Annotated in this window: 28 protein-coding genes and 1 pseudogene; 17 read left to right on the plus strand and 12 right to left on the minus strand. The window is 61.7% G+C overall.

Annotated elements, in window-relative coordinates:
- Positions 1 to 6 precede the first annotated feature (6 nt).
- From KJQ96_RS03405 to KJQ96_RS03430, 6 genes are all read left to right on the plus strand, one after another.
- The gene (locus tag KJQ96_RS03405) at positions 7 to 2,973 is read left to right on the plus strand and encodes a formate dehydrogenase subunit alpha (RefSeq protein WP_213285297.1); all 2,967 of its coding nucleotides are present in this window, start codon (positions 7 to 9) and stop codon (positions 2,971 to 2,973) included.
- Between the two features lie 14 nt (positions 2,974 to 2,987).
- Positions 2,988 to 3,584, plus strand: a complete 597-nt coding sequence (fdh3B, locus tag KJQ96_RS03410) for a formate dehydrogenase FDH3 subunit beta (protein WP_028348819.1) — start codon at positions 2,988 to 2,990, stop codon at positions 3,582 to 3,584.
- Positions 3,585 to 3,651: 67 nt separating this feature from the next.
- On the plus strand, positions 3,652 to 4,677 hold the full coding sequence (locus tag KJQ96_RS03415; protein ID WP_213285298.1) for a formate dehydrogenase subunit gamma: 1,026 nt from the start codon (positions 3,652 to 3,654) through the stop codon (positions 4,675 to 4,677).
- A gap of 35 nt (positions 4,678 to 4,712) precedes the next feature.
- Positions 4,713 to 4,868 (plus strand): hypothetical protein, encoded by a 156-nt coding sequence (locus KJQ96_RS03420; RefSeq protein WP_213285299.1) that lies wholly within the window; start codon positions 4,713 to 4,715, stop codon positions 4,866 to 4,868.
- Between the two features lie 8 nt (positions 4,869 to 4,876).
- On the plus strand, positions 4,877 to 5,263 hold the full coding sequence (locus tag KJQ96_RS03425) for a gamma-butyrobetaine hydroxylase-like domain-containing protein (protein WP_213285300.1): 387 nt from the start codon (positions 4,877 to 4,879) through the stop codon (positions 5,261 to 5,263).
- Between the two features lie 13 nt (positions 5,264 to 5,276).
- Positions 5,277 to 6,611 (plus strand): c-type cytochrome, encoded by a 1,335-nt coding sequence (locus KJQ96_RS03430; RefSeq protein WP_213285301.1) that lies wholly within the window; start codon positions 5,277 to 5,279, stop codon positions 6,609 to 6,611.
- 31 nt (positions 6,612 to 6,642) lie between these two features.
- On the opposite strand, the gene KJQ96_RS03435 is transcribed toward KJQ96_RS03430, so the two are convergent.
- Positions 6,643 to 6,855: a hypothetical protein gene (locus KJQ96_RS03435; protein ID WP_213285302.1), complete on the minus strand. Its 213-nt coding sequence runs from the start codon at positions 6,853 to 6,855 to the stop codon at positions 6,643 to 6,645.
- Positions 6,856 to 7,054: 199 nt separating this feature from the next.
- On the minus strand, positions 7,055 to 7,282 hold the full coding sequence (locus KJQ96_RS03440; RefSeq protein ID WP_213285303.1) for a hypothetical protein: 228 nt from the start codon (positions 7,280 to 7,282) through the stop codon (positions 7,055 to 7,057).
- A 162-nt stretch (positions 7,283 to 7,444) separates the two neighbouring features.
- Here KJQ96_RS03440 and KJQ96_RS03445 point away from each other — a divergent pair, with 162 nt between their 5' ends.
- Both KJQ96_RS03445 and KJQ96_RS03450 read left to right on the plus strand, forming a co-directional pair.
- Positions 7,445 to 7,789, plus strand: coding sequence for a cupin domain-containing protein (locus KJQ96_RS03445; protein ID WP_213285304.1), 345 nt, complete (start codon positions 7,445 to 7,447; stop codon positions 7,787 to 7,789).
- A gap of 32 nt (positions 7,790 to 7,821) precedes the next feature.
- Positions 7,822 to 7,971, plus strand: a complete 150-nt coding sequence (locus tag KJQ96_RS03450; protein ID WP_213285305.1) for a hypothetical protein — start codon at positions 7,822 to 7,824, stop codon at positions 7,969 to 7,971.
- A gap of 146 nt (positions 7,972 to 8,117) precedes the next feature.
- Here the strand turns inward: KJQ96_RS03450 and KJQ96_RS03455 are convergent, their stop codons facing one another.
- Entirely contained in the window at positions 8,118 to 8,345 is a 228-nt protein-coding gene (locus KJQ96_RS03455) for a hypothetical protein (protein WP_213285306.1), read from the minus strand.
- A 445-nt stretch (positions 8,346 to 8,790) separates the two neighbouring features.
- Between KJQ96_RS03455 and KJQ96_RS03460 the strand changes: the two genes are divergently transcribed.
- The 3 genes from KJQ96_RS03460 (at position 8,791) to KJQ96_RS03470 (ending at position 9,501) form a co-directional block, all read left to right on the plus strand.
- Complete coding sequence (locus KJQ96_RS03460) at positions 8,791 to 8,946, plus strand: hypothetical protein (protein ID WP_176722019.1); 156 nt, start codon at positions 8,791 to 8,793, stop codon at positions 8,944 to 8,946.
- Between the two features lie 63 nt (positions 8,947 to 9,009).
- Positions 9,010 to 9,180 (plus strand): hypothetical protein, encoded by a 171-nt coding sequence (locus KJQ96_RS03465; RefSeq protein WP_213285307.1) that lies wholly within the window; start codon positions 9,010 to 9,012, stop codon positions 9,178 to 9,180.
- An 84-nt stretch (positions 9,181 to 9,264) separates the two neighbouring features.
- Positions 9,265 to 9,501, plus strand: a complete 237-nt coding sequence (locus KJQ96_RS03470) for a hypothetical protein (RefSeq protein WP_057847844.1) — start codon at positions 9,265 to 9,267, stop codon at positions 9,499 to 9,501.
- A gap of 47 nt (positions 9,502 to 9,548) precedes the next feature.
- On the opposite strand, the gene KJQ96_RS03475 is transcribed toward KJQ96_RS03470, so the two are convergent.
- A complete protein-coding gene (locus KJQ96_RS03475; protein WP_213285308.1) occupies positions 9,549 to 9,725 on the minus strand; it encodes a DUF3072 domain-containing protein in 177 nt (58 codons plus the stop codon).
- A gap of 107 nt (positions 9,726 to 9,832) precedes the next feature.
- Between KJQ96_RS03475 and KJQ96_RS03480 the strand changes: the two genes are divergently transcribed.
- Entirely contained in the window at positions 9,833 to 10,453 is a 621-nt protein-coding gene (locus KJQ96_RS03480; RefSeq protein WP_249733694.1) for an NUDIX domain-containing protein, read from the plus strand.
- Positions 10,454 to 10,486: 33 nt separating this feature from the next.
- On the opposite strand, the gene KJQ96_RS03485 is transcribed toward KJQ96_RS03480, so the two are convergent.
- Positions 10,487 to 11,344 (minus strand): SDR family oxidoreductase, encoded by an 858-nt coding sequence (locus tag KJQ96_RS03485; protein WP_213285309.1) that lies wholly within the window; start codon positions 11,342 to 11,344, stop codon positions 10,487 to 10,489.
- 48 nt (positions 11,345 to 11,392) lie between these two features.
- The gene (locus KJQ96_RS03490) at positions 11,393 to 11,572 is read right to left on the minus strand and encodes a CsbD family protein (RefSeq protein WP_213252361.1); all 180 of its coding nucleotides are present in this window, start codon (positions 11,570 to 11,572) and stop codon (positions 11,393 to 11,395) included.
- Between the two features lie 159 nt (positions 11,573 to 11,731).
- On the opposite strand from KJQ96_RS03490, the gene KJQ96_RS03495 reads away from it, so the two are divergent.
- Positions 11,732 to 12,643 (plus strand): NAD(P)/FAD-dependent oxidoreductase, encoded by a 912-nt coding sequence (locus KJQ96_RS03495; protein WP_213285310.1) that lies wholly within the window; start codon positions 11,732 to 11,734, stop codon positions 12,641 to 12,643.
- Between the two features lie 17 nt (positions 12,644 to 12,660).
- Here KJQ96_RS03495 and KJQ96_RS03500 read toward each other — a convergent pair whose 3' ends face one another.
- From KJQ96_RS03500 to KJQ96_RS03510, 3 genes are all read right to left on the minus strand, one after another.
- Positions 12,661 to 14,199: an FAD-dependent oxidoreductase gene (locus KJQ96_RS03500; protein WP_213285311.1), complete on the minus strand. Its 1,539-nt coding sequence runs from the start codon at positions 14,197 to 14,199 to the stop codon at positions 12,661 to 12,663.
- A gap of 86 nt (positions 14,200 to 14,285) precedes the next feature.
- Positions 14,286 to 15,008, minus strand: coding sequence for a DUF72 domain-containing protein (locus KJQ96_RS03505; RefSeq protein WP_213285312.1), 723 nt, complete (start codon positions 15,006 to 15,008; stop codon positions 14,286 to 14,288).
- Between the two features lie 4 nt (positions 15,009 to 15,012).
- The gene (locus KJQ96_RS03510) at positions 15,013 to 15,372 is read right to left on the minus strand and encodes a hypothetical protein (RefSeq protein WP_213285313.1); all 360 of its coding nucleotides are present in this window, start codon (positions 15,370 to 15,372) and stop codon (positions 15,013 to 15,015) included.
- Positions 15,373 to 15,954: 582 nt separating this feature from the next.
- Here KJQ96_RS03510 and KJQ96_RS03515 point away from each other — a divergent pair.
- A pseudogene (locus KJQ96_RS03515) lies at positions 15,955 to 16,173 on the plus strand (DUF6496 domain-containing protein); the annotation flags it as partial.
- A gap of 388 nt (positions 16,174 to 16,561) precedes the next feature.
- Here KJQ96_RS03515 and KJQ96_RS03520 read toward each other — a convergent pair.
- Both KJQ96_RS03520 and KJQ96_RS03525 read right to left on the minus strand, forming a co-directional pair.
- Entirely contained in the window at positions 16,562 to 16,993 is a 432-nt protein-coding gene (locus tag KJQ96_RS03520) for a CBS domain-containing protein (RefSeq protein ID WP_213285315.1), read from the minus strand.
- 131 nt (positions 16,994 to 17,124) lie between these two features.
- A complete protein-coding gene (locus KJQ96_RS03525; protein ID WP_213285316.1) occupies positions 17,125 to 17,460 on the minus strand; it encodes a hypothetical protein in 336 nt (111 codons plus the stop codon).
- 145 nt (positions 17,461 to 17,605) lie between these two features.
- Here KJQ96_RS03525 and KJQ96_RS03530 point away from each other — a divergent pair, with 145 nt between their 5' ends.
- On the plus strand, positions 17,606 to 18,061 hold the full coding sequence (locus tag KJQ96_RS03530; RefSeq protein WP_057847726.1) for a host attachment family protein: 456 nt from the start codon (positions 17,606 to 17,608) through the stop codon (positions 18,059 to 18,061).
- Between the two features lie 60 nt (positions 18,062 to 18,121).
- Here KJQ96_RS03530 and garD read toward each other — a convergent pair whose 3' ends face one another.
- Positions 18,122 to 19,657, minus strand: a complete 1,536-nt coding sequence (gene garD, locus KJQ96_RS03535; RefSeq protein ID WP_213285317.1) for a galactarate dehydratase — start codon at positions 19,655 to 19,657, stop codon at positions 18,122 to 18,124.
- 323 nt (positions 19,658 to 19,980) lie between these two features.
- Here garD and ytfQ point away from each other — a divergent pair, with 323 nt between their 5' ends.
- Together ytfQ and KJQ96_RS03545 are read left to right on the plus strand one after the other, a co-directional pair.
- Entirely contained in the window at positions 19,981 to 20,946 is a 966-nt protein-coding gene (ytfQ, locus tag KJQ96_RS03540; protein ID WP_065728285.1) for a galactofuranose ABC transporter, galactofuranose-binding protein YtfQ, read from the plus strand.
- Between the two features lie 134 nt (positions 20,947 to 21,080).
- Positions 21,081 to 22,625 (plus strand): sugar ABC transporter ATP-binding protein, encoded by a 1,545-nt coding sequence (locus KJQ96_RS03545; protein ID WP_213285318.1) that lies wholly within the window; start codon positions 21,081 to 21,083, stop codon positions 22,623 to 22,625.
- The last annotated feature ends 7 nt before the right edge of the window (positions 22,626 to 22,632 follow it).

The raw sequence follows: 22,632 nt of genomic DNA on the forward strand, positions 1-22,632 counted from the left end.
ACGCACATGTTGATGAAGCGAAGAGATGGATCCGCGGGCAGGGCGCGTTTGCAGGGTATCGCCGCCGGCCTCGCGTCGGGAGTTCTCGACCGCCGTACGTTTCTGCGGCGGTCCGGTCTGGCGGCCGGCGCGGGCGCTGCGATCGGCCTGATGCCGCTCGGCTCGGTGCGCAAGGCGCAGGCAGGGCCTGAGAAGGTCGGCGCGTCCACCGAAATCAGAAAGAACATCTGCACGCATTGCTCGGTCGGCTGCACCGTGATCGCCGAAGTGCAGAACGGCGTCTGGGTCGGCCAGGAGCCGGCCTGGGACAGCCCGATCAACCGCGGCTCGCATTGCGCCAAGGGCGCAGCCGTGCGCGAACTCGTCCATGGCGACCGCCGGCTGAAATATCCGATGAAGCTGGTCAACGGCGAGTGGCAGAAGATCTCGTGGGATCAGGCCATCAACGAGATCGGCGACAAGATGCTGGAGATCCGCGCCAAGTCCGGCGCCGATTCCGTCTATCTGCTCGGCTCCGCGAAGTTCTCCAACGAGGGCGGCTATCTGTTCCGCAAGTTCGCGGCGTTCTGGGGCACCAATTCGATCGATCACCAGGCCCGCATCTGTCATTCGACCACCGTCGCCGGCGTCGCCAATACCTGGGGCTACGGCGCGATGACGAATTCCTACAATGACATGCGCAACTCGAAGACGATCATCTTCATGGGATCGAACGCCGCCGAAGCGCATCCAGTGTCGTTGCAGCACATCCTTTCCGGCAAGGAGCTCAATCGCGCCAACGTATTCGTGCTCGATCCGCGCTTCACCCGCACCGCGGCGCATGCAACCGAATATGTTAGATTCCGCGGCGGCACCGATATTGCCGTGATCTGGGGCATGTTGCACCACATCTTTAACAATGGCTGGGAAGACAAGGAATTCATCAAGCAACGCGTCTACGGCATGGACCAGATCCGCGCCGAAGTTGCGAAGTGGACGCCAGAAGAGGTCGAGCGCGTCACCGGCATTCCCGGCGAGCAACTGAAGAAAGTTGCCGAGACCTTTGCCAAGCAGAAGCCATCGACCATTGTCTGGTGCATGGGCGGCACCCAGCATACGGTCGGCACGGCCAACGTCCGCGCTTACTGCAACCTGCTGCTGGCGACCGGCAATGTCGGCTCCTTCGGCTCGGGCGCCAACATCTTCCGCGGCCACTGCAACGTGCAGGGCGCGACCGATATCGGGCTCGATATCGTGACGCTGCCGCTCTACTACGGCCTCGTCGAAGGCGCCTGGAAGCATTGGGCGCGCGTCTGGGAAGTTGAGTACGACTACCTGCAGTCGCGCTTCGACGAAGTGCCAGCGAAGGCGGGCCGTCCGGCACGCACCCGCAAGCAGAACATGGAGCTGCCGGGCATCCCGTGGACCCGCTGGTTCGATGCGACGCTGTCCAACCCCGACGACGTCGATCAGCGCGACGCCGTGAAGGGCGTGGTCATCATGGGCCATGGCGGTAACACCGTGCCGCGTATGACGGAGATGGTGAAGGGCCTCGAAAAGCTCGAGCTGCTGGTGGTCGCCGATCCGCATCCGACAACCTTTGCCGCGATCTCCGAGCGCAAGAACGGCACCTACCTGCTGCCGGCCTGCACCCAGTTCGAAACTTCCGGCTCGCGCACGGCGTCCAACCGTTCGCTGCAGTGGGGCGAGCAGATCGTCAAGCCGATCTTCGAATCGAAGGACGACTACGAGATCATCTATCGGCTGTCGGAAAAGCTCGGCTTCGCCGACAAGATGTTCAAGAACATCAAGGTCGAGAACAAGCATCCGTCGGCCGAGGACCTCTTGCGGGAAATCAACCGCGGCGGCTTCTCGACCGGCTATTCCGGCCAGTCGCCGGAGCGGTTGAAGGCGCACATGAAGAACCAGGGCAAGTTCGACCTGGTGACCCTGCGCGCCAAGGCGGACGAGCCGGAGATCGGCGGTGACTATTACGGCCTGCCGTGGCCGTGCTGGGGCACGCCGCAGATCCGACATCCGGGCACGCACACGCTCTACAACACCAACCTGCACGCCAAGGATGGCGGCGGCACGTTCCGCGCGCGCTTCGGCGTGGTCTACGAGGAGAAGCAGCCGGACGGCTCGGTCAAGAATGTCAACATGCTGTCCGAAGGATCCTACAGCAAGGGGTCGGAGCTCACTGACGGCTATCCCGAGTTCACCTATGGCGTGCTCAAGAAGCTCGGCTGGGACAAGGATCTGACCGCGGACGAGCTTGCGACCATCAACAAGATCGGCGGCAACAACCCTGATGGCGTCGGCTGGGCGGTCGACCTGTCGGGCGGCATTATCCGTGTCACGCTGGAGCACGGCGTGATGGCGTATGGCAACGGCAAGGCCCGCGCGGTGGCGTGGAATCTGCCGGATCCCGTGCCGGTGCATCGCGAGCCGATCTACACCGCGCGGCCCGATCTCGTCGCAAAATATCCGACGCGTCCGGATGGGCGTCAGTTCCGCATGGCCAATGTGGGCTTCTCGATCCAGAAGGCGGCGGTCGAGAAGGGGCTCGCCAAGCAATTCCCGATCATCCTGACTTCGGGACGCCTCGTTGAATACGAAGGCGGCGGCGAAGAGACCCGATCCAATAAATGGCTCGCGGAATTGCAGCAGGACATGTTCGTGGAGGTCAACACCTCGGATGCCGCCGAGCGCGGTATCAAGGATGGCGGCTGGGTTTGGGTTTACGGTCCGGAAAACAGCTCGAAGGCCCGCGTCAAGGCGCTGGTCACCGACCGCGTCGGCAAGGGGGTGGCGTTCATGCCATTCCACTTCTCCGGCTGGTTCCAGGGCGTCGACCAACGCGGCAAATATCCGAAGGGCTCAGACCCGATCGTGCTGGGCGAAAGCGTCAACACGATCACGTCCTACGGCTACGACCCGGTCACCGGCATGCACGAGGGCAAGGTGACCCTGTGCCAGATCCAAGCGGCGTGAGAGGAGAATAGATCATGGCTCGCGTCAAATTTCTTTGTGATGCCGACCGTTGCATCGAGTGCAATGCATGCGTGACCGCCTGCAAGAACGAACATGAAGTGCCGTGGGGCATCAATCGCCGCCGCGTCGTCACCATCAATGACGGCAAGCCCGGCGAACGCTCGGTCTCTATGGCCTGCATGCACTGCACGGATGCGCCGTGCGCCGCGGTTTGCCCGGTGTCGTGCTTCTACACCACCGCCGACGGCGTCGTGCTGCACTCCAAGGATCTGTGCATCGGCTGCGGCTACTGCTTCTACGCCTGTCCGTTCGGCGCGCCGCAATATCCGAAGGTCGGCAACTTCGGATCGCGCGGCAAGATGGACAAGTGCACCTACTGCGCGGGCGGGCCGGAAGCCGACTCCACCCCGGCCGAATACGCCAAATACGGCGCCAACCGTCTGGCCGAAGGCAAGCTGCCGATTTGCGCCGAGATGTGCTCGACCAAATCACTGCTCGCCGGCGACGGCGCGATCATCGCCGAGATCTACAAGGAGCGGGTGATGAAGCGCGGCTATGGCTCGGGCATGTGGGGCTGGAAGACGGCCTACAGCGATTCACCGACCGGCTGATGCAACGGCCGCCGCGCTTCGGCGCGGCGGCATCAGGGTAATTCCGATAACCGAAAGGCGTTGGCAAATGCCAGGCTCACTTTCAATTCTCAGATTCGCGGTGTTCAAACCGCTGTTCGCCGCATTCGCTTTGCTGTTCGTTCTCGCACAGCCTGCGGCCGCACAGATTTCCTTCAAGCCGACCGCCGAGGCCGTTCAGGAAGACAAGCTTCTGAACGCGCTGAAGGAGGGCGACAAGATCACCGGGCGCGTATCGATCCCCGACGGGATGGCTGCCAGCTTGATCCAGCCCGCCGGGCGCGACTGGCGCGACTTCCAGCGTAGCAAGCTGCCCTGGATCGGCGGCATTTCCATCCTCGGCATGCTGGCTGTGCTCGCGATCTTCCTGATGGTGCGCGGCCGGATTCGCGTGCATGAGGGGTTCTCAGGGAAGACGATGCTGCGGTTCGCCAGTTTCGAGCGGTTTACACACTGGCTCACGGCAAGTTGCTTCATCATCTTGGCGCTCTCGGGCCTGAACGTCAGCTTCGGACGCGCCCTGATCTTGCCGCTGTTCGGCCCCGACGCTTTTGCGACCATGTCGGCCTGGGCCAAGCTTGCGCACAACTACCTGGCATTCCCCTTCATGCTGGGGCTTGCGATCATGTTCCTGATCTGGATCAAGGATAACATTCCGAGCAAGCTCGATTGGGAATGGCTCAAGCAGGGCGGGGGCCTTCTGTCTGACGACAAGCATCCGCCGGCCAAGCGTTTCAACGCGGGCCAGAAGGGCATCTTCTGGATCGTGATCATCGGCGGCGTGCTGATGTCGGTGTCGGGCTGGTTCCTGCTATTCCCGTATCTCCCGGGCAACGTCACGGCGCTCCAGTTCTGGACCGTGATCCACGCCGTGATCGCGATGCTCTTCATCGCCGCTATGCTGGCGCACATCTATATCGGCTCGATCGGCATGGAGGGGGCGTTTGATGCGATGGGAACGGGTGAGGTCGATCTCAACTGGGCCAAGGAACATCACGCGATCTGGGTCAAGGAACAGCAGGCAAAGGGCGAAGCTCCATCTGATGGCACGGCCCGCGCAGTACCGGCCGAATAGTCCGGTCAGGCGCAAGCAAAACGTGAGGAAGTGACATGAAATCATTTGTTGCGGCAGTAGCATTCGCAGTCGTTGCTGCTGTCGGCGTTGCGATGGTGCTCAACAACTTTCAGGAGTCGAGCTCCGTCGCCTTTACGACCACGGGCGCCAGGGTCAGCGATCCCGGCCACAATCTGATCGGCCCGGGCTGACGCCGGCGGTGGGCGCGCCTGACGTCACGCTGGCGTGGCCGGTCGAAATCCGTCTGCCGAAGGATCGCCGCAGCTTGCGCGTTACCTTCGACGATGGCCGCACATTCGATCTCTCCGCCGAATTGCTTCGGGTGACCAGCCCGTCGGCCGAAGTGCAGGGGCATTCCGAAGCCGAGCGCAAGACGGTCGGCGGCAAACGCAATGTCACCATTCTTTCGGTCGATCCTGTCGGCAATTATGCCGTCAGAATAGGGTTCGACGATATGCACGCGACCGGCATCTACTCCTGGGCGTTCTTGCGCGATCTCGGTGAGAATGCCGAGCGGCGCTTTCAGGACTACCTCGACGACCTGCAAGCCAAGGGGCTCGACCGCGACAGGCCGGGCGTACGCTAAAGGGCCGGCGGTAATGGCAACCAGCGATTTGGCGAAAGCTTCACGTCGCAAGGCAGTCCGCTCGCAGCTTCTGGCGCTTGCGGCCGTGCTGATCGCGCTGCCGATCGGCGCAACAGCTGCCATCGCGCAACTGCGCGGGCATGGCGGGCCGGTTCGGGCGCTGGCGATCTCGGCCGACGGGCAAAGCGCGATCTCCGGCAGTTTCGATTCAACCGCGATCCGCTGGTCGCTGACGCGCAATGCGGCCGAGCAGGTGCTTCGTTTCCATTCCGACGCAATCAACGCGGTCGTGCTGCTCGGGGAGGGACGCGCAGCGACCGCCGGCGCTGACGGTCGCATCGCCATCTGGACTTTTGGCAAGGCAGAGCCCGACGCGGTGTTCGAAGGCCACACGGCGCCGATCGTAGCGCTCGCCGTATCGCCTGATGGCGCGACGCTCGCGTCGGCGTCGTGGGATCACACGGTGCGGCTCTGGCCGCTCGCAGGCGGCGCGCCGCGGGTATTTGATGAGCATACGCAGAACGTCAACGGCGTGGCGTTTACGGCCGATGGCCGCACGCTGGTCAGCGTCAGCTACGACCTCAGCGTTCGCATCTGGCCGCTGTCGGGCGCGCAGCCGCCGACCGTCATTCCGATGCCGACGCCGCTCAACGCCGTGGCCGTAGGCCGTGACGGTGAAATCGCGGTCGGCGGTGCCGACGGCAAGGTTTACCTCCTGACCGCTGGCGGCGCGCGCGTCGGCGAGCTTGTGGCAGGGCCAAGGCCGGTGATCTCGATTGCGATTTCACCTGATGGCGCGCATGTGGCCGCCGCGGGTATCGGCGGTACGGTCGCGGTGATCGATCGCCAAGCGCGTACGCTCGCGCGCACGCTGGTCGGCCCGGGCCTTCCGGTCTGGTCAGTCGTATTCGCACCTGACAGCCGCACGCTGCTCACGGGCGGCGCTGACAACATCATCCGGCGCTGGAATGCCGCGACAGGCGAGCCGGTCGATCCGCTTCTCGTGGAAACGGCAGGAGATCCGCTCGCCGCCTATGCCGGCGATCGCGGCGCGGAGGTCTTTCGCGCCTGTGTGGCCTGCCATACGCTCGGTGCCGATCAGGTCAACCGCGCAGGCCCCACGCTGGCCGGCATCTTCGGCCGGCGAATTGCCACCGCGCCCGGATATAATTTTTCCGAAGCGCTCAAGCGCCTCGATATCGTCTGGACGCCGGAGACGGTTTCCAAGCTGTTCGAGGTCGGGCCGCAGGCCTACACGCCCGGCACCAAGATGCCGGAGCAGCGCATCGGCTCGGAGCAGGACCGCGCCGCGCTGGTGCAATTCCTCGAGCGGGCGACAAAGCGATAGAGCGCTCGGCGCGGCGACTACGCCGATTGCGTCAATGCTTCGCGGGTGGTGTCGAGAAGACCAGCGACATATCCTCGTACTCTTCGATCGGCAGCCTGGTGACGCCCGCGGCAGCCGGAGATTTCTTCGACAATGCCACGCCAGTGGTTACGGTAGAGCGTTCATGGGAAATTGAGTACGAGCGCATCGAGGTTGCGACCGCGAGCAGGGCGACTGCCACGAATCCGGAAATCAACAGCTTCATGGAAAACTCCGTTGGTTCGAAATGCAGTGTGGCTTGCACCACCGCAATACGGCCAACGGTCACGCGCGAATGTGGCCTGCATCACCTATCACGATCTTGTTTTTGACGATCGGGCCGGTTCCCTAGCGCGTAACGAAACACGCGTCCGCATTTGCTGAACATTTCCAGCGGCGAATTGCGCAGATGGAGTGGAATCTGCTTACGGAGCAGGACGACGACCGGTCCGCGGATTGAGCGGACCCGTCGGCCGGCGCCTCAAGGCTTCCGGCAGGAATTTTTCGTCCGGGGCGGCAACGGCGCTGGAGCGAACGTCCGCCGCGGATTGGGCGCGTTCGTGCTCAGTCGGATTGTCCTTGAACTTTCGCTTGACGTCGAGGCCACCAACGGGATCGTTGACGCCGTGTTGAGTGTCCCTGAAGTCGTCCACAAAATCCTCCCCGACTTCCATTTATCCGCACGTTCGGGAAACGCGGAGCGGAGAATCAGGTTCCTCCTGCATCCGTCAGGAGGCGCCGTTAAATTGAAGCATTAGATGGAACCGGCAGTGCCACGCCCAATTGACTCCAGGTGAAGCGAGATGGAGCGGCAGATGAGCGACAGCACCGTCAAGAAGGTATCCAGCAAAACCGCACCCAAGGGAACGATGGGTCAAACCTATCTCGTTTCCGGCAAACGCCTCTCGATGCGCTTATGGGAAAACGAACAGCCGCAAACCGACGTATCCCGGCCGAGAGATTATGAAACGGTGGGCTATGTCGTGAGTGGACGTGCTGAACTTGTTATCGAGGGCCAGACGATAAGGCTGGAGCCAGGCGACTCCTGGCTGGTGCCTGCGCATGCCGAACACAGCTATCGCATTCTCGAGCCATTTACGGCCGTGGAGGCGACCGCACCGCCCGCGCAAGTGCATGGCCGCGACGAAGTAAAAGCGTAGCCGGCACACAACAATATTTTTGGGAGAACGTGATGGGACTCGAAGCACTCTATTTCATCGGAGCGTTCGTGCTTCTTACCGCGCTGATCTATGGGACGCTGAGCTATCGTTACCGCAACAAGGCCGCGACGCGGGCCGGCGATGAAATCGTGAAGCAGCGGTATCGGGAGAACCAAGGCTGAGGCCGGGAAAATTCAATTCTCTAACAGGAGTATTTTCGTCGCCCGGATGAGTGAAGCGAGATCCGGGACAGGTGCCCCGAGACAACCCGGGTGGCGCTTCGCTCATCCGGGTTACGACTCTACATCCGACTTCGCTGGACTGCGGATCACAGCACGCCGTGCGATTCCTCGGCGCCGACTGGGGTCTTGTAACCGCCGTCGCGACCGGGGACGCTGATATGAATCTCGTGCCCTTGGCGCATCGCCAGCGACGCGGCAGCGACGGCCGCTTCGAAGGCTGCTTCCTTGGTCTCATATCTATGCGGCGCATTCCCGTCATGGAGGACCGTCCACCCGTCCGGCTCGGAGACGATCATGTATTCGGCCAATCCCATCGGAGCCTCCTTGCTGTTCGCAAGGCCAACGTCGAGACTGTTGCCGGGTTCCGATCGGGTGACCGCTTGGCAGGCGTCACGCGCGCTGCGCCGGGCGCTTGGGGGCCCCTGCTGTGAAGGGGAGCGGGTCAGGTTTTCGGGGGACGTCCACGCTTGGCAAATAGCAGCCCCTGCATGTCGGCCGCGTTCTGTAGAAGACCTGCGCGCTTCAAAGCTTCGCTTCGTGCAGGACCATGAGGCATGGCCCGCGCCTTCTCCAGCGCTGCCAGCGCTTCGGAATGAAGGTCCCGCTGCGGCCCATCTTCGACCTTTTTCTTGTCCATTCAGAAAGATTAGGAGGCGGGAACAGCGTCTGTCTGTACGATTCTAGACGTTGGAACCCTGATCCACCGATTTATCGGAACTAAATCCCGTGCATTCGGCTTCCAATTCTGGAGGTGTCCAAATGAGCAAGGAAAAGCCCACCGATGATCCGCGCCAGCAGACCGACTGGGGATCACACAAGCAGACTGACAAGCCGTGGAAAGAGAAGCCGGAGAAGGAGCAGCGGTCGTCGTCGAAAGTAGACTTGGAAAAGTGGCATGAGACCAACACGCATTAGTTTACTGGGTCTATGGCGCAGTAAACTTGGCCCGCCACTGTGGGATGGATGGAGACGCTGCAGATGCTTGAAGAGAAATTGAAGGAAGCAATCGTTGCTGAACTGAAACGGCAGGCAGCGAATGATCCGCGGGCGCTCAGCATCGATGACTCCGAAGGCCTCGTCGTCAAGGGCAAGATCGATCTGGACGATCTGACGATGGTGATTGCGGGAGCTGTTGCCGGAGGACCGTGAGCGTTTCCGCACAGGCTGCCATCCGCTACTGCAGGAACGGACATTGTCGCCGGGCGTTCTTTCAAAAAATGGTTGGACGCGAAGATGACGGAACCGCTGCCCCTGTTGATAGAGAGCTCGATTGAAATCGCCTGGGACTATCTCGAGCGTACGGGAGAGCTGGGTGATGCGATGGTGGCCGGTCGCTTTCTCAGCGACACGATAGAACTGATGGTGCGACGTGGCGAGCGGCGGCGGCTGATGCTGGCCAACAAGGCAATCGCGGCCTATCAGCAGTTCAGGCGGCAGCAGTCCGAGCATCCGGTGCTCGCTTCGGCCTGATCGCGTGGATCGGAACCCCTTGCGCGAGCGCAAGTGGAAGGGTCGCTTCAATCATCATGCCGCTGCTCTGCGACTTTCCGCCGAAGCTCCTCGATCATCTGCTGGGCACCCGAGCGAGTCAGCAATTCACCGGATTTGTCGGGAATATCCGCGGCGTCGCAGAGGCGCTTGATTTCCTTCCTCTGCTCCTCCGTCATCGGATCCGTATGGGCATTCAGAACCATGGCGACCTCCTTTGTCTGACTAACGTGGAGGATGGAGGCACGTTCCGGGCTGCGTACCGGGGATGGGGTGCGTAGGAAAGTCGCTCGCTTACCGGAGGGATCGAAGCTTGATCACCGGCGTTTTGGATACCATGAAGATGGACGGTGAAGCCGTACACATAGACGAGATCGAGACCATTGCTCAGGGCAAGGGAAAGCTGATCCGCGTGAGCTACGAACAGCGCAGGCGTGACGGCGAACGCCAACGGCGCCAGCGCGAGATCTACGACAACGGCAATTCGGCCGTCATTCTGCCCTATGATGCGGATCGCATGACCGTGCTGCTCACCCGGCAACTGCGGCTGCCGATATTCCTGCAGGACGGCATGGAGCGAACCGTAGAGGCGTGCGCCGGCAAGCTCGATGGCGAGGAAGCTGAACAGCGCATTGTGAAAGAGATGCAGGAAGAACTCGGTTACAAGATCTCGAAACTGGAACGCTTGTTCGAGCTGTATGTGAGCCCAGCCGCGATCATGGAAAAGATCGTCTTCTTCATCTGCACTTACTCACCGGCGAACAAGGTGTCCGACGGCGGCGGACTTAAGGAGGAGGGGGAAGATATCGAGGTGGTCGAGACGACCCTGGAGCAGGCTGCCGCGATGATCTCAACTGGAGAGATCGTCGATGCAAAGACGGTCGTTCTCATTCAGTATCTGCGTGATCGCATGCAAGCTACTATTCGCAGCTAGACGGTACCGGCTGCCGCGTTCGGCCTGCATCCGTTACAGGAACGGCTTTCCGCCGGTGACCGCGATGGTCGCACCGGAGACGTAGCTGGAAAGCGGATCAGCTAGCATGACGTAGGCGGTCGCCAGTTCGACCGGCTGGCCCGGACGCTTCATTGGAACTTGCTTGCCGAAGTTCTTCACGGAATCTTCGGGCAGGGTTGAGGGAATGAGCGGCGTCCAGATCGGCCCCGGGGCGACGGCATTGGCGCGAATGCCCTTCTCGGCCAGCATCTGCGCCAGCCCTGCCGTGAAATTATGGATCGCTCCCTTGGTCGTCGCATAGGCCAGCAGGCTCGGGTTGGGCACATCCGAATTGATCGATGCGGTATTGATAATGCAGCTTCCCGGCTTCATGTGGCTGACGGCCGCTTTGGTAAGGTAGAACATCGCGTGGATGTTGACCTTGAAGGTCAACTCCCATTCCTCGTCGCTGATATCCTCGATGGACTTGAAGCTGGCTTGATGTGCGGCGTTATTGACGAGGATGTCGATGTCGCCGAATGCCGATACGGCCTTCGCGATCACAGCGCGGCAGTGATCGGGGTGTTGGATGTCGCCCGAAACAAGAACGGCCTTTCTGCCGGCTTCCGTCACCAGCCGTTCGGTTTCGCGAGCATCGTCATGCTCCTCGAGATATGAGATCAAAACGTCGGCGCCCTCCCTGGCGAAGGCAATAGCAACCGCGCGACCGATGCCGCTATCACCTCCGGTGATGACCGCCTTCTTGCCGTCGAGCCGGCCGCTGCCTTTGTAGGAAGTTTCGCCGTGGTCTGGCAGCGGATTCATCGCGCCGGTCGTGCCCGGCATCGGCTGATGCTGGCTGGGAAAAGGCGGCCGCGGATAGTGCAGCATTGTATCTCTCCTGAAAGCAGCGCCGGCCCCGCAGCCTTGGTGCTGCGGCTAGGTGAGGCGGTGGAGGTTTCCTAACGGATTGAGCTCGCTGGGTTCCTTATCCTCATCCTCGCTCTTGCGCTGTTCCGCCTTGGCTTCCTCTTGCAACTTACCGTCGCCGACGACTTCGGCGATGACTTCCTTGGTCTTCCCCGCAACTCGGCGGGTCGTCCGTTTAATGGTACCCATAATCGTGACCTGCGCTGTGGTGGGTCTGGTCCAGGTCAATGTCCGGCCGCGGCCTTCGTTCCTGAGCGAGGGCAGGCCATGACGTCGCGCTCCTGATCGCGCGGGCTGCAGGAACGTTGCGATACGCATCGGGCTTGGTTTAGTTCAGGAGAGAAGGTGATGCCACGATTTGCGCCAAACGACCTCGATGCGCTGATCATCGGCGGCGGGCCGGCCGGGTTGACTTGCGCGATTTACTTGGCGCGCTACCGGCGCAAAGTAGTCGTCGTCGATAGCAGGGAAAGCCGGGCAGCGTTGATCCCAGCAACGCATAACTATCCGGGCTTTGCCGACGGAATTGCCGGCCCGAAATTGTTGGAATCGCTCGCGGCGCAGGCAAAGACTTACGGTGTCGAGATCATCGCCGATCGGGTTACGGAGTTGCAGCTCGCCAGGAGCGGCTTCGAGGCGACTTGCTCGCAAGGTACCATCACGGCAAAACGGGCCGTGCTGGCAAGCGGATTGATCGATCGCGACCTCGGAAATCCTGATCTGCAACAGGCTATCGGCTACGGGTTGGTCCGTTACTGCCCGATATGCGACGGGTTCGAGGCAACGGACCTGCGCATCGGAGTGCTGGGCAGCGCCAATGATGCGGGCACAAAAGCGCTATTTCTGCGCACCTATTCCAGATACGTCACGCTGCTGACGCTGGACGGCAATGGCTGTGGCGAGCCGCTCTCGCGCGAGTTGTCGGAGGCGGACATTCGCTTGCTAACGGCCCGCGCCGTCGCCTTCCGCAGGCAGGACAAGCAAATGACCGTGTCACTGAGCGACGGAACGGTCGAAGCCTTCGACGTGATCTATCCGGTTTTGGGCTGCGAGGTGCGCTCCGAGTTGGGACGGAAACTTGGTGCCAGCCATAACGATGCCGGCTGCCTTGACGTCGATGCACATCAACGCACGAACGTGCCGGGATTGTACGCTGTCGGAGATGCCGTTTCAGACCTGCACCAGATCGCGGTCGCAACAGGTCACGCTGCCGTCGCCGCCACCGATATCCATAACGGCTTGCCGCGCAATTTCCGCTGACGGCCGGCTATGGAATTCTACGGCTGATCCTCTATGTCGTGCGCGGCCAGCGGGCCTACTGCGGGAGCGTTGAGCGGCGTCCCGTCGAATGCGAAGTGAGATCCGTGGCAGGGGCAGTCCCAACACGTCTCAAAAGAATTCCAATGCAGATGGCAGCCGATATGCGTGCAAGCGGCCGAGCGGGTATAGAGTTTGCCAGAGGAATCGCGATAGGCGGCGATCTTGCTGAGGCCGTGCCGTATGATGGCGCCGTGTCCGGCCTCTAAGTCGCTCACCGAATTTAGTTCGCCCGGCGCGAGATATTCTGCGAAATTCTTCACCGGGGTCAGGTTCTCTTTCAGGAAATTGCCGATGGCGGCAGGGGTCTTGCGTGAGGGCGCGTAGACCTCGGTCCATTTGGCGTCGCGGCCCAGAATCAATGCCGCGTTGATCATGGCGCCCGCCACCCCGTGTGTCATGCCTTGGCCGGAATCGCCGGTGTGCACGTAGATATTCTCGCTCCCCGGATTTTTGCCGATGAAGCCCGCATAGTCGATGGTCTCGAGAACTTGCCCCGACCAGCGGTTGGTAACCTCCTGAACGTCAGGAATGAGATTGCGCGTCCAGGCTTCGAGGGCCTGAAAACGCATCTCGGCATCGTCAGCTTCACCGCTCTTGTGATCTTCACCTCCGACGATGAGATAGTCGGTCTGATCCTCGCCCGGCTGCAGCCGCACATAGTGGTAGGGATCCAGCGTGTCCCAATACAAGGCGTCCGGGATCGTCCCCTTCCGGATCGAGAATGCCATTGCATAGGTGCGATAGGGCGCCATCTTCGTATGCAAGGCAAATCGATCCACGATCGGCGAGTTCGTCGCCACGACCGCGGCCCGGGCAATGACCTTGCCGCCGCCGGTTGAGACGACCACTTTGCCATCGTCACGTTCTTCGACGGACTCGACCACCGTGCCGGCATGGAACGTCCCGCCCTTCGCTTCAATAACCGCGGCAAGCCCCTTGAGATATTTGAGCGGATGAAACGTACCCTGCCGCGGGTAGCGCAACACGTGTTGTTGCTCGCAGTGAGAGAAGGGGACGCCGACCAGCCGATAAACGGGCGTGCCAACTTTGCGAGCGGCATCAAGCTCATCCTCGATGATTTTCGAATCCGTATTGAGCGCCTGAAAAAGATAGCCGTCGAGCCGACGGAAATCGCAATCGATGGATTCCTTCTTATGCACCGCTTCGACGCGATCGATCGCAGCCGCCTGGCTTTCATGGAACAGACGCGAAAGCACCTCGCCGCGCAGTCGGATCATCGCCGATGTCAGATCGTCGCACAGCGAGCCGAGATGCGCCGTGGTTCGCGCCGTCATGCCGCCGGCGATATCGCCGCGGTCGACCACAATGACCCGCGAGCCTTCGATCGCCACTTCGTAGGCGGTGGAGATTCCTGCGATGCCAGCGCCAATGACGACGACGTCGCATTCCTTGTCGCCCTGCAGCGGTGCTGCGTTGGGAGCGACCGCAACGTCCATCCACAGCGACCTGCTGCGGCGATCGGCGAAATGGCTCATCCGAAAACTCGATAACCAGAAAATAGTTCGAAGGGCCAACGGCAGATCGACGCGTTGGTTCCCCGGCTTTGCCGCGATCAGGCGTGTCACATTAGCTCGATCAGGCGTCGGGCATCGGCCGGCGCGGCGCTCTTCTGGTCATTGTCGAAGTAGACGAACACGTCGCAGCCCTGCCTTTTCCAGGACTTGATGCGACGGGCCCAACCGGCAAGGGCGGCCTCGCCATAGTGATCTCGATAACGGCCTCCGGGCCCATGCCCGCGGACGTATACGAAATCGGCGGTGCGCTTCCACGGCGCCGGTGCGTCATGATGGTCGGAAATGCAAAGCGAGACGTTGTGCTCGCGCAGCAGCCGGATGATCCTGGGCTCGTACCAGCTCGGATGCCTGAATTCGAAGCTGTACCGGCGCTTCTTCGAGAGCAGCTTGAAGAACGAGGCAAGCCGGTCGGCGTTGGCTGGGAAATTCGGTGGTAGTTGAAACAGCACCGGTCCCGCCTTCCTGCCGAGCAGGGAGAGGCGGCTTTCGAGCAGTTCGAGGCTGTTGACCGAATTCTCCGAGAGCCGCTTCCAATGCGTGATGAATTTGGATGCCTTCCAGGCGAATACGAAATTGCTTCCCGTCTGCGCACGCCAGCCCTTAACCGCTTCCGGTGTCGGCGTCCGGTAAAACACCCCGTTCAGTTCGGTGGTCGGGAATTGACCGGCGTAAAACTGCAATTGCTCTTTGAGCGGCAGTCCCTTGGGAAAGAACGGCCCGCGCCAGGAATCGTAGTGCCAACCCGACGTGCCGATCAGGACGCGCGGCATGGCATCACGACTTCACGACGACCTTGATGAAGCCGTCCTTCTCGTGCTCGCAGCAAGCGGGGTCCGGGGCCTCTTCGAGGTCGTCCAGCTCCACGAGAAAGGCCAGCAGCAGGTCTTCCTGCGGTTGCGCGGCATCCCGTGCGGCTTCCCGGTACAGGGCAATTTCGTTCTCGGTCGAGCGTCGGGCCCGGAGCCGCGCCTTACCATCCCAGAGAGGTGCACCGTTCGAGGTCAAACCGGCGATATCCTGACGCAGCCAATGCTCGTGACAAAGCTGCTGAGATTCCCGCAAGTTCTTGGCTTCGAAGGCGAGGGTTGGTCTTCCGCCAATATCAAGGGTAAAGATCGCTGGCAGCAACGTCATCGAAGCCAACCCATATGTCTGATGAAGGGCTCGACGGCGCTGAATGCGCAGGACATTCCGATCCGCATCGCACTTCGCGTCAGGTTCATGATGGCGGCCTGATGTTGTCCGTCAGGCGGTTCAATTCTTCTGAATCGAGCGGATCTGCAACGAATCTGATTTCGGTAGCGTTACATTTTGCGCATTCGAAGGTTCGCTTTTCGGAACGGTCGGCACCCGGGGCAACATCGGCCAGTCGCATTCGGGTCAGGCATCTGACGCAACGCGGACATTCGATGGGTAAGAGGGCGGCGAACATTGGCTAACCTCATTGCAAGATTAACCCACCGACGAATTGTCGTCTGTCTGATCCCTAACATATGCCCTTGCGGCAACACCGAGCAAAATGCAAGAAAATTTCCTGCAGTGCGAAAAGGCGGCCGAATCCGCCGTTGGGGATCGAAGTGAGGTGCCGGGAACTATAGGGAGTATCGCTGATTGACCGTCGGGAAGGATTAGTTAAGGGCCGATTGCCTGACATGGGTCGCACGGAACGCCGGTAGCGGCGTCCGTGCGAACTGTTGAATAGCGAGGACTAGCAAGATGGCGAAGAAAGCGAAGAAGCGCAAATATTCAAAGGGCGCGGCAAAGAAGGTAAGCCGTGCCATGAAGAAGCGCAAAACCGGCACGCTGAAGAGCGGCCGATCCGGCAAGAAGGTAAAGAGCAGGAAACAGGCGATCGCAATCGGCCTGTCCGAAGCTCGAAGGGAGGGCGCCAAGGTGCCCAAAAAGCGTTCGAGCAAGAAGCGTTCGAAGAAGTCCTAGCCCGTCACAAGCCCTCATCGCGAGGAGCGCCGGGTCTGCGCGCAGCGCGGACCGTTGGTGGGCCCTTCAGGATGAGTCGTTGAGCAGTTATTACGCGGTCGAACTAGTCCGATCGGGCCAGATCGGCGGCGGGATACGCTACCATCCAGTCATCAAGCAGTTCATCCGCGGAATCGTCGAGCGCACGAAGCCGATAGCGCTCGGGATTTCGGAACGACGAGATTTTTCGGCGTCGGGGAAACGTTGGCTTTCGTGTCATCGGTCTGCGCCGCTCCGTCGGCATCCCCCGTCCGCGGGACGACGATTAGAACGGCGAGCGGTTGACCGGGGTTCCTGTCATCCCGCGCAAAATCGACGGGGACATCTCTACCGGCTTTTCCGCAGATTAAACCTGCGCATGCTGCCCGCCGGGACGTGAAATTCGGCTCAACGCCGCACCCGTCCCGTTGCCGCCTTGCACCAGCGCGATGTCGCCCAGCGCAATGATGCCGACGAGCCGCTTGTCGCGATTGAGCACGGGCAGGCGACGGACCTGGATGTCACCCATGTTGGCGCACACCTCGTCGAGATCCTGGTCTTCGTAGCAGTACTTGACGTCGGCCGTCATCACGTCGCCGACCCGCGCCTCGGGACCTCGGCCCATGCCGATCCCACGGATCGCGATATCGCGGTCGGAAATCATGCCGACCAGGCGTTCATTGTCCGTTACCGGGAGCAACCCGACACCGAGCGCCGCCATGGCCTGCGCGGCGTCCTTTAACGTATCATCCGGAGTGCAAAGTTGAACCTCGGGCGTCATCGCATCGGAAACTTTCATGTGAGCCTCTCCGCTTGCCGGTTCTTCACCCGCTAACAGGCATGTCGGATCGCCGTTCCAGTGGGGCAAATGAAATATTCCGACACTGGTGGGGAGACCTCAGACGAGCCCGAAGTCTCTCCTCGATTGTCCTACCAGCGGTCGCTGTCCACGCCGACGCCCACGCTTACGCCAGGTGCCCGGAAACCAACGCCGGCTCGCGACCCGTCGTCCCAGTCGCGATGATGATGATAGTGTCGACGCTCGATGTATCGCTCGCGCGGCGCATAGGCATATGAATCGCGAACGATCACGCGGCTGCCGCGGCGGGTGCGATAGCAGCGTCCATCATCGTCACACACCATGCGGACCTGTTGTATCAGGTCGGAGTTTTTGTATTCGCTGTCGGTATATACGTCGGAGGCATTTGCGCTGCCCGTCAGGAGCAGACCCGTGCCGGCCACCAGGCCGATTGCGATCTTCCTCATTAAAGTTCCTCTCGTTCGAATGCTGCCCGCGGGCTCAAAGCGTCGCATCCACTTTGGTTCCGGAAGCTAAGTTAATGGAGGAGAAAGTTCCGGTAGAGGCAACCAGCCAGAAATTCATGCGTTGGGCCCACATGGAGCACCGAATATGACCTCTGAAGCGAAACCTCGTATTTCTCACAACGCGCTTGTTCTCATCGGCGATGGCAAAAAGGCCCTCTTCCTCCGTAACAAAGGCACCCCGCAGCAGCTCAATTTGGAAGTCGAGCACGTGCTTGAGCAGGAAAATCCGGCGACGCGCGAACAGGGAACCGATCGTCCCGGGCGGTCCGTCCAGAGCGTCGGCGCGGCCCGAAGCGCAATGGAGCAAGCCGACTGGCATTATATCGCCGAAGAGCGGTTCGCTGGCACCATTGCCGACGCGCTCTATCGGCTTGCCCACGGCAATCATTTCGAAAAATTGGTTGTGGTCGCACCGGCGAAAGTGCTGGGCAACCTTCGACAGGCCTTTCATGCCGAAGTGACAGAGCGGATCGTAGGCGAGATTCCGAAGCAGTTAACTTCCCATCCGATACCCGATATCGAAAGGCTGATGGCAGCTTAGTCGCTTACGGTCCCCGCATCTCGCGGCGGCCGCAGTTCAGGTATCTTGCCTTGCTCCCGGTCAGGTCACCGGACCGGGGTTGAACAGCGCGAGCGCGTTGGTCAGCTTCCAGTGCTCGGCCCAGGTCTCGCGGCCGCTCGCCACGTCGAGGATCAAGCGGAATATCTCCCAGCCGACGTCCTCAATCGTCGCATCGCCGGTCGCAATGCTGCCGGCGTCGACGTCGATCAGGTCGTGCCAGCGTTGCTTCAGCTCGCTGCGGGTCGAGACCTTGATGACCGGCACGGCGGCAAGTCCATAGGGCGTGCCGCGGCCGGTGGTGAAGACATGCAGCGTCATGCCGGAGGCCAATTGCAACGTACCGCAGACAAAATCGCTTGCCGGAGTCGCAGCAAAAATCAGCCCCTTTTGGCTGACACGTTCGCCCGGCGCAAGCACGCCCGCGATCGGGCTGGTGCCGGACTTGATCACCGAGCCCATCGCCTTCTCGACGATGTTGGAGAGGCCTCCCTTCTTGTTGCCCGGCGTGGTGTTGGCGCTGCGGTCGGCTTCGCCGCCGGCGAGGTAGCGGTCATACCAGGCCATCTCGCGCACCAGCGCGTCGGCAACGTCCTGGGTCGCCGCGCGCGGCGTCAAGAGATGGATCGCGTCGCGCACCTCCGTCACTTCAGAGAACATCACGGTGGCGCCGGCGCGCACCAGCAGATCCGCAGCAAAACCCAGCGCAGGATTGGCAGTGACACCCGAGAACGCATCGCTGCCGCCGCATTGCATGCCCACAACTAGCGCCGAGGCCGGGCAGGTTTCACGGCGGCGCCGGTTCAAAATCTTGAGGCGCGCATCGGCCATCTGCACGATGTCCTCGACGATCTCGCCAAAGCCTGTGAGGCCTTCGTCCTGCATGCGCATGATTTCGTCATCGGCGCTCATGCCCTCGGGCAGCAGCAGTTCTGGCTGCAGCTTCTCGCAGCCGAGGCCAACGATCATCACCTCGCCGCCGAAATTGGGATTGCGCGCCAGGTTCTGCAGCGTGCGGATCGGTACGGCTGCGCCCGGTGCGTTGATCGCAACGCCGCAGCCATAGGCATGCGTGACCGCAACGACGTCGTCGACGTTGGGATATTTCGGCAATAGATCCTTGCGAATCCGCTCCAGTGCGAACTCGACCGTGCCGGCGACGCACTGCACGCTGGTCGAGATCGCGAGGATGTTGCGGGTGCCGACCGAACCGTCGGCATTGCGATAGCCTTCGAACGTGTAGCCTTCCAGCGGCGGCAGCCGGATCGCGCCGCCGTTCGGCCTTGGCAGATTATCGAACGAGGGCGCGTCGGGCATTTGCACCAGCGATTCCTTGACCCAGCTACCTCTCGCGATCGGCGCTGCGGCATGGCCGATGACCTCGCCGTAGCGGCGAATGGCTTCGCCTTCTCCGATATCGGCGAGGGCAACCTTGTGGCCTTGCGGGATCTGTTCGATCAGCCGCAAACCGCACGAGAACTCAGCGCCCGGATGCAAACCTCCGCGGTTCGCGACGATCGCGACATTATCGTCCGCGTGCATGCGGATGTAGAGCGGTTTGGCGGTGACGGGCTGCATATCGAATCCTTGTTCGCGAGCGGTATCAGACAACGCGTAGCTGCGCTGTGTGAGTGAGGCAAATCAAGGTCAAACCGCGCGCGTGATCAAGCAGCCCCCGGGCAAGGCGCCGGGCGGTGAGGGCGCCGGCCTCCTGTGGGGGAGCAAGTGCTCGGCTGGCGCAGCTCGGCTTGGAAACAAATAGTCAAATAATATGACTAGTCAGCAGATATCTTCCGTGAAATATTCCCGGCGCTGCCGCCAATGGATAGCGCTAGAGGTGCTTAGATACCGATTTCGGTGATGCGAGGCACCCTGACAACATTTTTGGGAGAATGCGCCTTATGACCTCCAAAGCCCTCCTTGCGGCCACCGCCTTGGTCGCCATCACCCTCTCGCTGCCGGCAACCGCCGCTGAATTGACCGTCGGCTTCTCCCAGATCGGATCGGAATCCGGTTGGCGGGCGGCGGAAACCTCAGTCTCCAAGTCGGAGGCCGCCAAGCGCAAGGTTACGCTCAAGATCGCCGACGCCCAGCAGAAGCAGGAGAACCAGATCAAGGCGATCCGTTCCTTCATCGCCCAGGGCGTCGACGCGATCTTCCTCGCGCCGGTCGTGTCGAGTGGATGGGATGCGGTGTTGAAGGAGGCCAAGGAAGCCAAGATTCCGGTCGTGCTGCTCGACCGTGACATCGATCCGTCGGGCAAGGAGCTGTATCTCACCGCCGTCACGTCTGACAGCGTGCATGAAGGTGCGGTCGCCGGCGAATGGCTGGCGAAGACGGTAGCCGGGAAAGCATGCAACGTCGTCGAGCTGCAGGGCACGGTCGGCGCGAGCGTCGCGACCAACCGCAAGAAGGGTTTTGACAGCGTCGTCGCCAAGAACGCCAACCTCAAGGTGGTGCGCAGCCAGACCGGCGACTTCACCCGCGCCAAGGGCAAGGAGGTGATGGAAAGCTTCATCAAGGCCGAGGGCGGCGGCAAGAATATCTGCGCGGTCTATGCGCACAACGACGACATGATGGTCGGCGCGATCCAGGCGATGAAGGAGGCCGGCCTCAAGCCGGGCAAGGACATCCTCACGGTCTCTATCGATGCAGTGCCTGATATTTTCAAGGCCATCGCGGCCGGCGAGGCCAACGCTACCGTGGAGCTGACGCCAAACATGGCGGGGCCGGCACTGGACGCCATCATGGCTTACAAGGCCAAGGGAACGGTGCCGCCGAAGTGGATCCAGACGGAATCGAAGCTCTACACGGCGGCCGACGATCCGCAGAAGATCTATGACAGCAAGAAGGGCCTCGGCTACTGACCGTCCGGCGTTGCGCCGCCGGGCTCGAGTTAGCTCCGGCCCGGCGGCGAAAGCCTTCTCGACGAATCCGCCTCACGAGGCGCACATGCCAGGCGTTCGCGGTCGACGCGAACGTCGGTGGGAGTAATGCCGGCATGAATGCAGTTTCCGACCCAGGCCCGGCTCTGCTGGAAGTGCGGGGCCTGAGCAAGAGTTTTGGCGCACTGCGGGCCCTGCAGGAGGTGGATTTCACCTTGCGGGCCGGTGAAATCCACGCGCTGCTCGGCGAGAATGGCGCAGGCAAGTCGACGCTGATCAAGGCGGTGACCGGTGTCTTCCCGCGCGATGCCGGCATTGTCAGGCTCAGTGGCACCGAGGTTGCGCTGCGCTCGGCCAAGGCAGCGGTCGATGCGGGGATTGCGACCGTCTATCAGGAGGTCAATCTGCTCCTGAACCTGTCGGTGGCGCAAAACCTTTATCTCGGCAGACAGCCGACGCAGTTCGGTCTGGTGCGCGAGGCCGAGATGCGCCGCAACGCCACCGCGCTGCTGGCCGAGTTCGATCTGCACATCGACGTCGCCGAGCCGCTCGGAAATTACTCGGTCGCGGTGCAGCACATCGCCGCGATCGCCCGCGCCGTCGACCAGTCGGCGCGCGTGCTGATCCTCGACGAGCCGACCGCGAGCCTCGATCGCCACGAAGTCGAGGTTCTGTTCGCGGTGATGCGCAAGCTGGCCACGCGCGGGATCGGCGTCGTCTTCGTCACGCATTTTCTCGATCAGGTCTATGAGATCTGCGACCGCATCACGGTCCTGCGAAATGGCCGGCTGATCGGCGAGCGGAAGACGGCCGAACTGCCGCGGATCGAGTTGATCCGCATGATGCTCGGCCGCGAACTCGCAGAGAGGACGAGTGAGCGCGCGGCAGCGCAGGTGCGGCAGGCGGGGGAGCTCTATGCGCGCTTCGAGGGTTACGGCAAGGCCGGCTATGTTGCGCCGTTCGATCTCGCGCTTCGGCGCGGCGAGGTGGTTGGTCTGGCCGGCCTGCTCGGATCGGGGCGCACCGAAACCGCGCGGCTGGTGTTTGGCGCCGAGCGCGCCGACAGTGGCAGCGCCACGGTCGACGGCAATCCGGTCCGGCTGCGATCGCCGCGCGATGCGGTTGCCCATGGCTTCGGCTATTGTCCCGAAGAGCGCAAGACCGAGGGCATCATTGCTGACCTGACCGTGCGCGAAAACATCGTGCTGGCGCTGCAGGCCAAGCGGGGCCTCGCAAAACCGCTGTCTCGTTCCGAACAGGACGAGATCGCGATGCGGTTCATCCGCCTGCTCGACATTCGCCCGCCGGAGCCGGAGCGGCCGATTGGGCTATTGTCGGGCGGCAACCAGCAGAAGGTGCTGCTCGCCCGGTGGCTCGCCACGGCGCCGCGCGTTCTGGTGCTGGACGAGCCGACCCGCGGCATCGATGTCGGTGCGCATGCCGAGATCATCCGCCTGATCCGCGAACTGTGCGACGACGGCCTGGCGCTCCTGGTGATTTCTTCCGAGCTCGACGAGATCGTGACCTATTCCGACCGGGTGATCGTGCTGCGCGATCGCAGCCACATCGACGAGCTGGAAGGGGAAGCCATCGACATCTCCAATATTCTTGCGGCGATTGCCGCTAGCAGCACCATTGTCGCGGAAGCCGGGCAAGCATGATGCCAAG

Origin of the sequence: Bradyrhizobium sp. sGM-13 (assembly GCF_018398875.1) — a bacterium.
Classification (GTDB): Bacteria; Pseudomonadota; Alphaproteobacteria; order Rhizobiales; family Xanthobacteraceae; genus Bradyrhizobium.